Annotated in this window: 12 protein-coding genes; 3 read left to right on the top strand and 9 right to left on the bottom strand. The window is 66.7% G+C overall.

Translation table 11 applies throughout. The annotated features are described in order from the left end of the window. Nucleotides 1-17 precede the first annotated feature (17 nt). From NP511_RS00965 to NP511_RS01000, 8 genes are all read right to left on the bottom strand, one after another. Complete coding sequence (locus tag NP511_RS00965) at nt 18-908, bottom strand: ABC transporter permease (RefSeq protein WP_049966780.1); 891 nt, start codon at nt 906-908, stop codon at nt 18-20. Continuing rightward, nucleotides 905-1,966, bottom strand: coding sequence for an ABC transporter ATP-binding protein (locus tag NP511_RS00970; RefSeq protein WP_049966781.1), 1,062 nt, complete (start codon nt 1,964-1,966; stop codon nt 905-907). Before NP511_RS00970 ends, NP511_RS00965 begins: the two co-directional genes overlap by 4 nt. A 116-nt stretch (nt 1,967-2,082) precedes the next feature. Beyond that, nucleotides 2,083-2,838 (bottom strand): hypothetical protein, encoded by a 756-nt coding sequence (locus NP511_RS00975; protein WP_049966782.1) that lies wholly within the window; start codon nt 2,836-2,838, stop codon nt 2,083-2,085. A gap of 185 nt (nt 2,839-3,023) precedes the next feature. Continuing rightward, nucleotides 3,024-3,617 (bottom strand): DJ-1/PfpI family protein, encoded by a 594-nt coding sequence (locus tag NP511_RS00980; protein WP_049966783.1) that lies wholly within the window; start codon nt 3,615-3,617, stop codon nt 3,024-3,026. Between the two features lie 276 nt (nt 3,618-3,893). Next, nucleotides 3,894-5,078: a molecular chaperone DnaJ gene (gene dnaJ, locus NP511_RS00985; RefSeq protein ID WP_049966784.1), complete on the bottom strand. Its 1,185-nt coding sequence runs from the start codon at nt 5,076-5,078 to the stop codon at nt 3,894-3,896. Nucleotides 5,079-5,343: 265 nt separating this feature from the next. Beyond that, complete coding sequence (locus tag NP511_RS00990; RefSeq protein ID WP_136396922.1) at nt 5,344-5,772, bottom strand: hypothetical protein; 429 nt, start codon at nt 5,770-5,772, stop codon at nt 5,344-5,346. A 157-nt stretch (nt 5,773-5,929) separates the two neighbouring features. Then, a complete protein-coding gene (gene dnaK / locus NP511_RS00995) occupies nt 5,930-7,861 on the bottom strand; it encodes a molecular chaperone DnaK (protein ID WP_049966785.1) in 1,932 nt (643 codons plus the stop codon). Nucleotides 7,862-8,088: 227 nt separating this feature from the next. Beyond that, nucleotides 8,089-9,156: a nucleotide exchange factor GrpE gene (locus NP511_RS01000; RefSeq protein WP_049966786.1), complete on the bottom strand. Its 1,068-nt coding sequence runs from the start codon at nt 9,154-9,156 to the stop codon at nt 8,089-8,091. A gap of 212 nt (nt 9,157-9,368) precedes the next feature. On the opposite strand from NP511_RS01000, the gene NP511_RS01005 reads away from it, so the two are divergent. Beyond that, the gene (locus NP511_RS01005; protein ID WP_049966787.1) at nt 9,369-10,835 is read left to right on the top strand and encodes a DEAD/DEAH box helicase; all 1,467 of its coding nucleotides are present in this window, start codon (nt 9,369-9,371) and stop codon (nt 10,833-10,835) included. Between the two features lie 135 nt (nt 10,836-10,970). On the opposite strand, the gene NP511_RS01010 is transcribed toward NP511_RS01005, so the two are convergent. Continuing rightward, entirely contained in the window at nt 10,971-11,552 is a 582-nt protein-coding gene (locus NP511_RS01010; RefSeq protein ID WP_049966788.1) for a hypothetical protein, read from the bottom strand. 114 nt (nt 11,553-11,666) lie between these two features. Here NP511_RS01010 and NP511_RS01015 point away from each other — a divergent pair, with 114 nt between their 5' ends. Next, the gene (locus tag NP511_RS01015) at nt 11,667-13,223 is read left to right on the top strand and encodes a DUF790 family protein (RefSeq protein WP_049966789.1); all 1,557 of its coding nucleotides are present in this window, start codon (nt 11,667-11,669) and stop codon (nt 13,221-13,223) included. A gap of 64 nt (nt 13,224-13,287) precedes the next feature. Then, a complete protein-coding gene (locus tag NP511_RS01020) occupies nt 13,288-14,256 on the top strand; it encodes a malate dehydrogenase (protein ID WP_049966790.1) in 969 nt (322 codons plus the stop codon). Nucleotides 14,257-14,260: the final 4 nt, after the last annotated feature.

Below are 14,260 nucleotides of genomic sequence, written 5' to 3' on the forward strand. Positions count from 1 at the left end.
ACGGTATACGGGAATCGTTATTTCACGTCGGAACTCGAGGCACGGGACAGGAGGTAGACGGCGACCCCACCCAACAGGAGATCGAGGCCGAGCAGCACGGCCACGCCGGGAACGACGCCGTCGAGCGTCCCGCCGAACCACGAGACGTCGATGACCGTCATCACGTCCCGGTCGATCATGAGCGAACGGGCGGCATCGACGCCGTACGTAACGGGGTTGATACGGGCGAACGTCCGAATCCAGTCGGGGAGTGCCGTGAGCGGAAGGAACGCACTCGAGAGGAACAACAGCGGGAACTGCAACAGGTTCGCGCCGATGATCGTCGATTCCTGATCTCGCGTGAGAATCGCCAACGCGTTCGAGAACGCGACGAACCAGAGCGAGAAGAGAACGCCGACGGCGATGATACCGAGGGCACCGACGACGCCGGTGACGATCTCCGCGCCGAGGAGGACGCCGAGTCCGAGAATGATCGCGATCTGCACGGCGATTCGAAACACTTCCGCGGCGGTCTTGCCGACGAAGACGGCCGTGCGGTTCATCGGCGTGACGAGAATCTTCTCGAACATCCCGTTCTCGATGTCGTTGACCAGTCCCACGCCCGAGGTGATGGCCGCCGCGAGGGCGACCTGAATCGCGATCGCCGGGACCAGATACGTCTCGTAACTGATCCCCGGAATCCCTCGATTGACAGCGCTGCCGGCGACGTTCCCGAACACTTCCGTGAACAACACGAGGAAGATGATCGGCTGGACGAGCGAGACGACCAAGACGAACGGGTTCCGAACGGCCTTTCGGTTCCACCGCTTGAAATTCACCCAGACGTCTCCGACGAACGTGTTCCCGGCGCGTGCGTCCGGCCGCGCCGAGGATGCCGGCGTGTCCTCGTCGGCCCTCGGCGTACTCATGGTACGGCCTCCGTGTCGTCGGTCTCGAGTTCCTCACCCGTGATCGCCAGGAACACGTCGTCGAGCGTCGGGGCACGGATATTGAATCCGGTCACCGTCAACTCCGCGTCCCGGAGCGCGACGAGCAGGTCGGTCCCGTACTGTCGCACTGTCTCCGCGGTGACGCTGATGCCGTCGTCCGTTTCGGTGACGGACGCGTCGGCGAACGCATCGAACTCGCGCGCGATCGTCGCCGCCTGTTGTCGGGCCGTCGACCCGCCCTCCAGTTCCACGTCGAGGACCTCACCGCCGACCTCGCGTTTCAGGGCCGCAGGGCTCCCGTCCGCCACGATCTCTCCGTCGAGAATGACCGCCAGGCGGTCACAGAGTTGGTCCGCCTCCTCGAGGTACTGTGTGGTCAGGAAGATGGTCGTTCCGAGGTCGTTGATGCGCCGGAAGTAGTCCCACAGACGGTTGCGAGCCTTCGGATCCAGCCCCGTCGTCGGTTCGTCCAAGAAGACCAGCGGCGGGCGGTGGACCAGCGCGGTCGCGGCGTCCAGTCGCTTCTTCATGCCGCCCGAGAACTCCTCGGCCCGCTTGTCCGCGACGCCGGCGAGGTCGACGAGATCGAGTAGTTCGGAGACTCGTTCGGACCGTTCCCCCCGCGGCACTCCGTACGCCTCACAGGCGAACCGGATGTTCTCCTCGGCGGTGAGTTCCGGATCGATACTCGTCTCTTGGGCCATGTACCCGATCGACTCCCGGATCTCACGGGATTCCGAACGCACGTCGAAACCGTTGACTCGAACCGCTCCGCCGGTCGGGGACAACAACGTCGCGAACACCTTGATCGTCGTCGTTTTCCCCGCTCCGTTCGGCCCGAGAAAGCCGAAGAACTCCCCCTCGGGGACGGCCATATCGATCCCGCGGACGGCCGCAGTCCCGTCGGCGTAGACGAGTTCAAGTCCATCGACAGCGATGGCAGCAGCGTCCCCAGTAACAGCGGTCGTTCCCCCTTCGCGGGATCTGGCGTCGTCGTGGGGTCGTTCGACCGATTGCTCCGGTTCCGATGGCGACATACCCTTATTACTCGAGGCGGCGTAATATACTCCCGACGTCGAATCGTCATCCGTGCTACAGGAAACGGGTGCATGCCCGATCGAACGCTGGCGTCGCGATCGGCGTCGAAACCGTTTCAGTGGCTCCGAGAGACGGATACGGACTCGAGATCGATCCGACCGGGCTCCGGAACCGGCGCGTCGGAATCGCTCGAGACGGCGTAGTCCCCCAGTATCTCACCGTCGTTCGCGTCGCCCGGCAGCACGATCACGGCCTTCGCGAGCAGCGGCGCGATCACGCCCGCGACGACGGTTCGGGGGTCCGACAGCGGCCCGCGGACCACGACGCGGTCGTCGGCCTCGAGGTCGGTCCCCTCGAGGACGCCGTGTGCGGCCTCGAGGACCTGCTCGTGCGTCACCGTCCGCTCGCCGTCGGTCAGGATCGCCGTGTCGGGATCGATCGCCAGCGGCGGGAACGACGGGTTCTCGCTCCACAGTCCCGCGTCGAAGTGATGGACGTCGGGCGCGTCGGGCTCGTCGCCGTAACCGACCCGCTGTGCGCCCTGCGGAAGGTCGTAGGACTCGAGCGCGCTGACCGGCGCGACGAGCGTTCGGAAGTCGCCCTCGTCCGTGAGGTCTGTGGGCGGGTCGAAACGAGTGGTCCCCTCGAGCAGCGTCGTCCCGAAGAAAGCGAGCAGGGCCAGCGGCCCGTCGCCGACGACACCGACGGTGACGCCCTCGCGAACCCCCGAGTGGCGCAGGAAGTTGCCGGCCTTCCACGCGGTCGTACACAGCCAGTGGTAGTCGTACTCCCGCCCCGTCGCGTCGACGAGGGCGATCCGGTCGTCCCGCAGCTCGCGGGTGAGCAGGTCGTCGACCGTCCCAGCGTTCATGGTCGGGACTGAGGACCGCGGGGGAAAAAGAGCGCCGACTCGTGTCGTTCGTCTCGCCTTCGGTCCCCGCTATACGGCGGGATTCGGCCCGCCGTCCGCTCCTCCCATACGGTCTCCTGTCAGTCATTGCCGGTGGGACCGCGACCGCCCTGCGGTCCCACCTGGCATCGGGACAGCAAACCGTCTCAGTCGTCGGCGGCCGCCGGCTCGGCGTGATCCACGTCGGTCCCGAGGACCGCGAGGAACTCGGCGAGCCACTCGGGGTGGTCGGGCCAGGCCTGCCCCGTCACGAGGTTCCCGTCGCGGGTCACCTCGTCCGTCCACTCCGCGCCCGCGCCCCGGACGTCGGCCTCGAGGGCCGGATAGCCGGTACAGGTTCGGCCCTCGAGGACGTCGGCCGCGGCGAGGATCTGGAGGCCGTGACACAGCGCCGCGACGGGTTTGTCTTCCTCGAAGAAGTGCCGCGTGATCTCGAGGACCTCGTCGTAGGTCCGGAGGTATTCCGGCGCGCGCCCGCCCGGGACCACCAGCGCGTCGTACTCGGACGGCTCGACCGCGTCGAAGTCGTGGGTCAGTTCGAACTCGTGTCCCGGCTTCTCGGTGTAGGTTTGGTCACCCTCGAAGTCGTGGACGGCGGTCGGACAGGTGTCGCCGGCCTCCTTTTCCGGGCAGACGGCGTGTACCTCGTAGCCGATCATCTCGAGCGCCTGAAACGGGACCATAACCTCGTAATCCTCGACGAAGTCGCCCGCGAGGAGCAAGATTCGTTGTTCTGTCATGGTATTCCACGCGGTCGTTCGGTCGCGATGAGTATAACACGTGTTGGTTGTTATCACGACACTCATCAGGCCGAACGGATATCCGCAGCGAGTGGCCAACGGATCCGAGTAACCGCATCGACCTCGCCGACACTGAGAGGGGTAGTTCACATACCGAAGCCATCGACGGAGGAGCGTTCGGTCCGTACACCCCCTGCTCGACGAACTCGGCGTCGACTGAGAACCCCGCGCCGCTACTGTCCGAGTCGAGGCGAGGACCCGACCACTGTCGCCGGTTCAGAACGCCCGCTTGATCTTCTCGAAAAAGCCTTCCTTCACTTCGATCTCGTCGCCGCCGGCCTCCGCGAACTCCTCGAGGGCCTCGCGCTGGTCCTCGTTGAGGCTCTCGGGGGTGACGACCTGCACCTTGACGTAGAGGTCGCCCTGCCCGCGGCCGCGCAGTCGGGGCATCCCCTTGCCCTCGAGGCGGAAGGTCTCGCCGCTCTGGGTGCCCTGCGGGATCTCGAACTCCGCGCCGCCCTCGAGGGTGGGGACCTCGACGGTGTCGCCGAACGTGGCCTGCGGGAACGAGATCGGCAGCCGGTAACGCAGGTCGTCGCCCTCGCGTTCGAACTCCTCGTGGTCGCGGATCGAGACGTCGATCAGCAGGTCGCCGCGGGGGCCGCCCTCGGGGCTGGGCGCGCCCTCGCCTTCCATCCGCAGCGTCTGGCCCTCCTGAATACCGGCCGGGACCTCGACGGTCAGCGTCGCCTCGGTGCGGACGTAGCCCTCGCCGCGACACTCGCCGCAGGTCTCGGAGTAGATCGTCCCCTCGCCCTCACAGCGGGGACAGGCCGTCGTCTGCTGGACCCGGCCGAGCGGCGTCTGCTGGACCTGGGTCACCTGCCCGCGGCCCTGACACTCCGAACAGGTCTCGGCGTCGGCCTCCGGCGGGTGGCCCTCGCCCTCACAGACATCACACTCCTCGGGCCGCTCGAGCGAGAACTGCTTTTCCGCGCCCTCGTAGGCCTCTTCGAGGTCGATCTCGAGTTCGGTTCGCAGATCGCGGCCCTTGCGGGGGCGACGGCGACCGCGGCCGCCGCCACCGCCGCCGAAGACCTGCTCGAAGAGGTCGCCGAGGCCGCCGCCACCGCCGCCCATACCACCCATACCGCCACCGCCCATGCCGCCGCCGAACGGGCCGCCGCCCATGCCGCCCGCGCCGCCGGACTCGCTGGCGTCGAAGCCGTGTTTCTCGGCCTGCTCGTAGCGCTCGTGGCCCATCTGGTCGTAGGCCTCGCGCTTCTCCTCGTCGGTCAGGACCTGCTTCGCCTTCTGGATCTTCTTGAACTTCTCCTCGGCGTCGGGGTCGTCGCTGACGTCGGGATGGTACTCGGTGGCCTTCGTCCGATACGCCTGCTTGATCTCCTCGGTAGAGGCGTCGGGGCTCACGCCGAGTACGTCGTAGAAGTCCTCGCTCATTCGTTGTGCAACCGATACTCGTCTGAGGCACTTGAAACGACCGTTCCACCACAACCTTTTGCTCTGCGCTCCCTCGCTTTCGCTCGGTCGCTCGGCAAAAGGTTGATCAAAAGCACTCCACCCTCCGTTTCGGCTCGCATAGCGAGCCTTCACATCGGTCGTCGGCCCGCTCGCTCACTCAGTTCGCTCGCGATAATTCAGAGGCCGCCTGCGAGGCGACACTATCACAAACAACTCCGCTGAATCGAAGTAGTCGGGATCATTTTTAATCAGTAACCGTCTCACAGCCGTAGCTCGGTTTCAGACCTTCACCTTCTTGCATATTGTAATAGATTGTTAAGCTTGTAGATGTTCCTTCGGAACACTCGTCAGAATGAGGGTCAGTACCCACTTGCGGATCCCAGTGGAAGACCTCGGGTTTATTATCATCGATAGCAACAGAAAATTCTGCAGGAGTACCTTCGATTATCTGGTTTTCGTCGCCGGTAAGCGGCTCTAGATCGTATACTTCGCCGAAGATTTCTTCGCCGCTTTCGTTGGAAACAGTGACTATGAACGTGTGCGATTTGTCACTGCCGTTTAGCATATCTACGTAGTGCCGATTGGTGTCTTTGCTCGTGCGAAGAGAGCAACCACCGAGGGGAGCGCTGCCAAGAGCGCCTATCGAAGCGAGCAGCAACCGACGGGTATTCATACCGTATTCTAATCCGCATATACATAAGAATATTATCACAGTCCGGACTACAAAACAGATCCATCACTCAGCACGGGGCGAACAGATCTGATAGCAACGGAATCACGGAACCAAGCCCGGGGTCGTTAGACCACGCCCGAAAGGTGAGGAAGGCTCGTTACTCCTCGTCGTCTTCCTCGAAGTCGACGTCCTCGAAGTCGGCGTCGACGAACTCCTCGCCCTCGTCGCCGGCAGCGCCTGCATCGGGGCCGGGGTTCGGACCGCCGCCCATGCCGCCCATTCCGGCACCGCCGGCACCTGCAGCGCCGCCGGCTGCACCGCCAGCGCCGGCAGCGCCCGCACCGGCTTCCTGCTGGTAGACCTGTTTACCGATCTCCTGCAGTGCCTCGCTCAGGCTCTCGGTCGCGGCCTCGATATCCTCGGCGTCGGCCTCGTCGTCGTCGATCGTCGCCTCGAGGTCCTCGATCTCGGCCTCGATGTCGGCGCGCAGGTCGTCGTCGACCTGCTCGTCGTTCTCCTCGAGCAGCGTCTCGGCGCGCTGGATCGTGGCCTCGGCGTTGTTGCGGGCCTCGATGCGCTGGCGCTTTTGCTGGTCTTCCTCGGCGTGTTTCTCGGCCTCGCGCTGCATCTTCTCGATCTCCGAGTCGGAGAGGCCGGCGCCGCCCTCGATGGTGATCTCCTCGGTGGTGCCGCTGCCCTTGTCCTCCGCGGAGACGTTGACGATGCCGTTCTCGTCGATGGAGAACGTGACCTCGATCTGGGGCGTTCCGGCGGGGGCCGGCGGGATGCCGGTCAGGTGGAACTCGCCGAGCATCTCGTTCTCCTCGGCCAGTTCGCGCTCACCCTGGAAGACCCGGACCTGAACTGTCGTCTGGTTGTCCGCCGCGGTGGTGAAGATCTTCGACTCCTCGGTCGGAATCGTCGTGTTCTTCTCGATGAGGCGCTCGAAGAGACCGCCCTTGACCTCGATCCCCAGCGAGAGCGGGGTGACGTCCAACAGGACGATGTCGTCGACCTCGCCGCCAAGCACGCCGCCCTGGATCGCCGCGCCCAGCGAGACGGCCTCGTCGGGGTTGACGTTCTTCTGGGGCTCCTTGCCGGTCAGCTCCTCGACCTTCTCCCCGACCTGGGGCATCCGGGTCGAGCCGCCGACGAGCAGCACCTCGTCGATCTCGTCTTTCTCGTAGCCGGCGTCTTCGAGGGCCTGCTCGGTCGGTTCGACGGTCCGTTCGATGAGGTCGCTGGTCAGCGACTCGAACTTCGCGCGGGTCAGCGACTCCTCGAGGTGGATCGGGCCGTCGTCGGTCGCCGTGATGAACGGGAGGTTGATCTCGGTCTCCTTGCGCGAGGAGAGTTCGATCTTGGCCTCCTCGGCGGCGTCTTTGAGCCGCTGGAGGGCCTGTCGGTCCTCGCGGAGGTCGATCCCGTGTTCCGCCTCGAACTCCTCGGCGAGCCAGTCGATGATGGCCTCGTCCCAGTCGTCGCCCCCGAGGTCGTTGTCACCGTTGGTCGCGACGACCTCGTAGACGCCGCCGCCGAGATCGAGAATGGAGACGTCGAAGGTCCCCCCGCCGAGGTCGTAGACGAGGACGGTCTGGTCCTGATCGTCCTCGAGGCCGTAGGCCATCGAGGCGGCCGTCGGCTCGTTGATGATGCGCTCGACCTCGAAGCCGGCGATCTCGCCGGCGTCTTTAGTCGCCTGGCGCTGTCGGTCGGAGAAGTACGCGGGGACCGTGATGACGGCTTTCTCGACTTCGTCGCCGAGATAGTCCTCGGCGTCGCGTTTGATCTTCTGGAGGATCATCGCCGAGATCTCCTCGGGCGTATACTCCTCGTCGTCGATCTCGACGGTGTAGTCTTCCTCGCCGATGTGGCGCTTGATCGACTGGATCGTCTTTTCGGGGTTCTGGACGGCCTGATTCTTGGCCGGTTTCCCGACGAGTCGCTCGTCGTCGGAGAAGGCGACGACGGAGGGAGTGGTCCGTTCGCCTTCGGAGTTGACGATGATCTCCGGATCGCCGCCTTCCATCACCGCAAACGCGCTGTTCGTCGTGCCGAGGTCGATTCCGAGAATTTTGTTGCTCGCCATCGTGGAGGGGTATTGTGCGCACTTTGTTTTAAAGGTTACTAGCCGGACTCGAAACCCGAATAAAAGCCCGATACGAGGGAGTAGCGGCTCGCTCGCGGTAGTTGGGTCTCAGTAAAAACGGGCGGGGAGATCGGTCGATCGGCCCGCCGTGTCGGACCGGCGGTCGACTGTGAACCGGTCAGTTGCGTCGTCGTGACGGACAGAGCAGCGATACTCTGAGAGAACGGCTACTCGTCGTCGGCGACTTCGCCGCCGAGTTCGATCGCCTCTGCGTCCTCTTCGCCGTCGTCGGATTCGGCCGACTCCTCGTCGGTCCCGGACTCGCCGTCGTCGGCGCTCGAGCCGTCGACGTCGCCGTCCGCATCGGCGCTCGAGTCCTCGTCGTCGGCGAACTCCCCGTTCGAGACCGTGACCTGTGCGTTCTGGATGACCTTGTCGCCCATCTCGTAGCCGGGCGTGTAGACGTCGGCGACGGTTCCCTCGGGCTGGTCGCTGTCGACCTGCATCATGACCTCGTGGCGCTGGGGATCGGTCTCGGTGCCGGGCTCGGGATCGATCTCGGCGACGTTCTCGTCCTCGAGGATGCGGTCGAACTCCTTGAGCGTCATCTCGACGCCCTCCTGCAGACTCTCGACGTCGTCGCTGTCCTCCTCGAGGGCGCGTTTGAGGTTGTCCCGGACGGTGATGAGCCGCTCGACGAGGTCCTCCGTCGCGCGGTCTTTGATCTGCTGTTGGCGCTTCTTGGCGCGTTTCTTGTAGTTCTGGAAGTCCGCCTGCTTGCGCTTGAGCCGGCTTTTCAAGTCCTCGACTTCCTCCTCGTATTCCTCGAGTCGGTCGTCGCGGGCCTCGAGTTCGTCCTGCAGTTCACCGATAGTTTCGGCCTGTGATTCGACGCGTTGCTCGAGGTCCTCGAGTTCCTCGCGTTGGTGGCTGACGGTCCCGTTCAGGTCGCGGGCCTCCTCGACGATCGAGTTGACCTGCCGAGCGAGTTCGTCGTCGTACTCGGTGACCCGATCGAGGAGCCGCTGGATGTCCTCGCTGGTTTCGGGTGCGTCAGTCTCGTCCGCCGCGGGGGCCGACTCGCCCTCGGCAGCGTCCCCGTCGGCGTCGGTCGTCGCCTCGCTCTCGTCGTCGGTTCCCGCGGGTTCCGCGTCCGACTCCTCGACGTCGGGAGCCGGCTCTGATTCCCCATCCGTCGAGACGTCGGGGTCCGCCGCGGCCGTCTCGCCGTCGTCGGATTCCTCCTCGGACGGGACACCCGGGGCGGACGTCTCCGTGCCCTCGTCTTCGCTCATATGGCTGTCAACGAACAGCGGTAATAAAAGGGTTGAGGTACCCGTGTCGGAGCCGCCGGCATCGCTGTGCCCATCTATAGTAGCCACTGAAAGTCATTGCACACCTGATCGCACGACTGCGTCGCGCTCAGTGTGTAAATCGTTTCAGTGGCTACTATAGTCGCCCGGACCGCCCCACCTCCGGATTTGCCGTCCCGAGTACCCGACCGTATATGTGTATCTACCCCCCACTGGGACGCGTGACGCGGAGCCCGAACGACGAGCCGACCGCGATCGAATGTCGGTACGAGGACGGGACGGTTCGGATCGACGACCTCAAGACGGCACCGCTCTCGCCGTCGTCGCTCCGGGAATCGGTCCCCGAACTCGAGGCCGATTCCCGAACCGGCTGCTGGCGCGTCCCTGCCTACCGCTACGCCGAACTGCGGGCGGCGCTGTGGCGGGCCGACGCCGCGGTCGAGGACCGCGTCCTCGATCTCGAGTCCGTCGGGGACCTCGCGTCAGCCTACGAACTCCGGCCGTACCAGGAACGGGCGCTCGAGTCGTGGCTCGAGACCGACCGGTGGGCCGACGTGCCCGGGCCGGAGTCGCCCGCTCGAGCGCCTGCCGGCGTCCTCGAACTGCCGACCGGCAGCGGCAAGACCGTCATCGCCCTGAAGGCGATCGAGCGGCTCTCGGTCCCGACGCTGGTCGTCGTCCCGACGATCGACCTCCTCGAGCAGTGGGAACGGGAACTCGAGCGGGAGTTCGACACGCCGATCGGGCGCTTCGGCGGCGGCGAGCAACGACTCGAGCCGATCACCGTCTCGACGTACGATTCGGCATATCTGAAGGCTGATTCGGTGGGTGACCGGTTCGGGTTCGTCGTCTTCGACGAGGCCCACCACCTCGGCGGCGAGGGGTACCGCGAGATCGCACGCTTGCTCGCCGCCCCCGCGCGGGTGGGTCTGACCGCGACCTTCGAGCGCCCCGACGGTGCCCACGAGGTCGTCGAAGCCCTCGTCGGGCCGCTCGTCCACCAAGTCGACGTGGACGACCTCGCCGGCGACCACCTCGCGGCCTACGATCTCAAGCGCCTCGAGGTATCGCTGACCCCCGAGGAGCGCGAGGAATACGAACGAAACCAGGAGACGTTCACCGACTACCTCGCGAGTTCGAACATCGAGATGCGGAGCGGCTCGGACTACCAGGAACTGGTCAAGCGGTCGGGGTCGGACCCCGAGGCCCGCGAGGCGCTGCTCGCGCGCCAGCGCGCACGGGAGATCATGTTCGGCAGCGAGGCCAAACTCGAGGCCCTGGCGGGGATCCTCGACGACCATCGGGACGACCGGGTCATCGTCTTCACGGCCCACAACGACCTCGCGTACGACGTCAGCGAGCGGTTCCTCATCCCGACGATCACTCACCGGACCGGGACCGCCGAGCGCCGCGAGATCTTGGCGCGGTTCCGGGAGGGGACCTACGGCCGGATCGCGACCTCGAACGTCCTCGACGAGGGCGTCGACGTCCCCGACGCGAACGTCGCGGTCGTCCTCTCCGGCAGCGGCAGCGAGCGGGAGTTCGTCCAGCGACTCGGACGGGTCCTCCGCCCGAAGGACGACGGCGGCCGGGCGGTCCTCTACGAGGTCATCACAGCCGATACCGGCGAGCAACGGATCGCCGCCCGACGGCGGGAGTGACGCGCCGAAGGGGCCCCGCAGCGGGTCGTCACCGATCGAATCGAGCGACTCCGACCGACCGTTGCACTCCACGTCGGCCCACGCTCGAGGCGGCACAGTCCCGCGATCCGGCCCGTGTGGTCTTGCCGCGTCGCTTCAGTGGGTATCGTCCACGTTCCACTCTCCACCGAGGTCCCCCCGCTCGGTCGTCACGAACGAGCCGTCCTCGAAGCGTGTCACGCGGCCGGTCTCCTCGCTCAGCGTCAACGTCGACACCACGTTCGGCCGCCGGGAGGTATCCAGTGCGCTCATGTGGCGCGACCCCATCCAGTCCTCGTAGCCGGGATCGTCCGGATCCGCCTTCCCGCTCTCGAGTTCGTCGGGACCGAGGTCGGTAAACCGGACCAGTTGTTCCTGGACGACGCCGTCGACGCTGACGACGACGGCCCCGTCGCGGGTCCTCGCGACCTCTCGGGCCGTCTCGTAGAAGGCGTCGAGATCGAGACAAACGTCGTGACAGCGGTCCGTCGGCCACGTGTTGTCGCCCATCGGGTACGCGAAGTCCGCGACCGACGGCCCGATGACGACGGCGACGTACATGCCGGGACCTTTGACGTACTGTTCGTCCCACCGATCGAAGTCGATGCTGAGCGACTCGAGGGCATGTGCCAGGCAGTCGACCAGTTCCCGAACCCCGTCGTGGGTCTCGTACGCGATCCGGAGCGACGAATCGTCCATACCGGAGGGTGGAACCGAACCGCCGTAATATCAGTGCCTGAGCCCCGTCGGCGAGGGCTATCGTCGGGTCTTCGTCCGGGTCACTTTTGCCGGTGCCGCGCCGACATCGGACGAATGCTGACGAAGGACCTGCTGCGCGTCTCGCGGGCCGGCGGCGGCTACCACCCGCAGTTCGCCGGCCGCGACCAACGCCCGCTCGCGGCCAGAGTCCTCGGCACCTATCAGGGCCACGTCGGCGAACCCCGCGGCGACCTCGAGGACGCGCTGACTACCCTGGAGAACGAGGCCGACGACTTCAAACTCGTCCGCGGCCTCTCGGCGCTGCTCGAGCGCGAGGCGACGTTCGAGACCGACGCGGCGATCGACCCCGAGAAAGCCCGCCGGGCGGCCTTCGAGGCCGCCGAAGCGATCGGCGTCGTCACCGAGGACGAGCGGGCGATGGCGCTGATCCGGGCGGGCGAGTCGCTCGACGTCTCGGCGGACGACCTCGAGACCGCCCTCTACGCCGACCTCGAGGAGCGACAGGTCCTGACCGCGGTCGAGCCGCGTTGGGACCCCGACGGACTGCTCGCCCAGTACAACCTCTCGCTGGCTCAGACGGCGCTGTTCGACGCGACCGAAGTCCGGGTCCGCTCGAGCGATCCGAAGGCGCTGATCTCGGCGATCAAGCGCCTGCGGCTGCTGTACGAGATCCGGCGGCTCGAGGAGGAACCGACGCCGAGCGGCGGGGTTGCGGAGACAGACCTCGCGGACGGGATCGCCGAACGGGAGGTCGTCGTGACCGGCCCGACCCGGCTCTTCCGGGCGACGCGGCGGTACGGCACCCGCTTTGCCCGGCTGCTGCGGACCGTTGTGTCGGCCGAGCGGTGGTCGCTCGAGGCGACGATCGACGACCGCGGGACCGAGCGGACGCTCTCGCTCTCCCACGATGATCCCGTTCGGGTGCCCGACGCCGAACCGGTCGCGGACGTCTCGTTCGACAGCGGCGTCGAGGCAGACTTCGCCGCCCGCTTCACGAATCTGGATCTCGACTGGGACCTCGTGCGCGAGCCCGAGCCGCTCGCGACGGGGACGCGGGTGATGATTCCGGACTTCGCGTTCGACTACGCCTACGGCGACTTCCGGCTCTACTTCGAGATCATGGGGTTTTGGACCCCCGAGTACGTCGAGAAGAAACTCTCGCAACTGGCCGACCTCGAGGACGTGGACATGCTCGTGGCCGTCGACGAGTCGCTGGGCGTCGGCGAGGAGATCGCGGCCCGCGACCACCGGGCGATCCCCTACTCGGGAACGGTCCGGGTCAAAGACGTCGCCGACGTCCTCCGGGAGTACGAACGCCAACTGGTCGCCGAGAGCGCGGCCGCCCTGCCCGACGAACTCCGTCCCGACGAGGACGCGATCGCGCTCGAGCGGCTGGCCGACCGCCACAGTGTCAGCGAGGACGCCCTTGCGGACGTCTCCGTCCCGGACCACGAGCGCGTCGGCCGAACGCTCGTCCGGCCGGCCGTCCTCGAGTCGCTCGCCGACGCGATCGAGGCGGGGATGGCCCTCGAGGACGCCGAGGCGGTCCTCGAGGAGTACGGGATCGCCGACGCGAGCGCCGTCCTCTCGCGGCTGGGGTATCGCGTCGAGTGGGAAGGGTTGGCCGGCGGGACGCTCGTCGAGCGCTGACGGCGCTCCCGCCGGATGACAACGTCCCGGCCAAGTTACAAGTGCCCGCGCCGATAGCCCGGCCATGAACGTCCTCGTCGTCGGCGGTGGTGGGACGATCGGCAGCACCGTCGCGTACACGCTCGCGGTACAGCGTCCGGAGACGACCGTCACGCTCGCGGATCCCCAGACGGCGGTCACGACCGGCCATGCGATCGATCTGCGCCACGCGCAGTGTCACGTCGCCACCGCGGCGGGGCGTCCGTCGTTCGGCGACGACCCGCCCGGCACCGTCACCGCGATCGATCCGAGCGCGTCCCCGGGCCCCGATCCGATCGACGCGGCCGACGCGATCGTCGTCGCCGCGAGCGCCGCGCGCGACCCCGACAGCTTCGAACGGGGCGGTCGACTGTCGAACCTCGAGCGAAACCTCGAGATCGCCGCCGACATCGGCGAGTGGTTCGGCGAGGCCGACCCGACGCCGACGGTCGTGGCCGCCAACCCGACCGATCGGGTCACCTACCGCCTGTGGGAGGCGAGCGGCTGGCCCCGCGAGCGGTTCCTCGGCTACTCCCTGTCGGAGACGGCTCGCATCGCGGACGAACTTGCCCGCCGGTTCGACACCTCGCCCGCCGCCGTCTCCTGTCCGGTCCTCGGCGAACACGGCGAACACATGGTCCCCGCGTTCTCGCGGGCGACCGTCGACGGCGAGCCGATCGATCTCTCGGCGACCGAGCGCGAGGCCGTCCTCGAGTACGTCCGCGACGTTCCCTACGACGTCATCGAGCGGCGGGGGCCAGAGGACTCGTCGCGGTGGGTTACGAGCCGCGGCGTCGCCACGATCGTCGCTCGACTGGCCGACGGCGGAACCGACGAACCGGTCTGTCTCTCGACCCCGCTTTCCGGCGAGTACGGGCTCGAAGGCGTCAGCGTGAGCGTCCCCGTCCGGCTCGACGCCGGCGGCGTCGGCGAGGTCGTCGAGTGGGACCTGGCCCCGAACGAGCGGGACGGACTCGAGCGTGCTGCCGCCGCCGTTCGGCGCTCGCTGGCGTGATCCG

The organism is Natrinema thermotolerans (assembly GCF_031165565.1).
Lineage (GTDB): Archaea > Halobacteriota > Halobacteria > Halobacteriales > Natrialbaceae > Natrinema > Natrinema thermotolerans.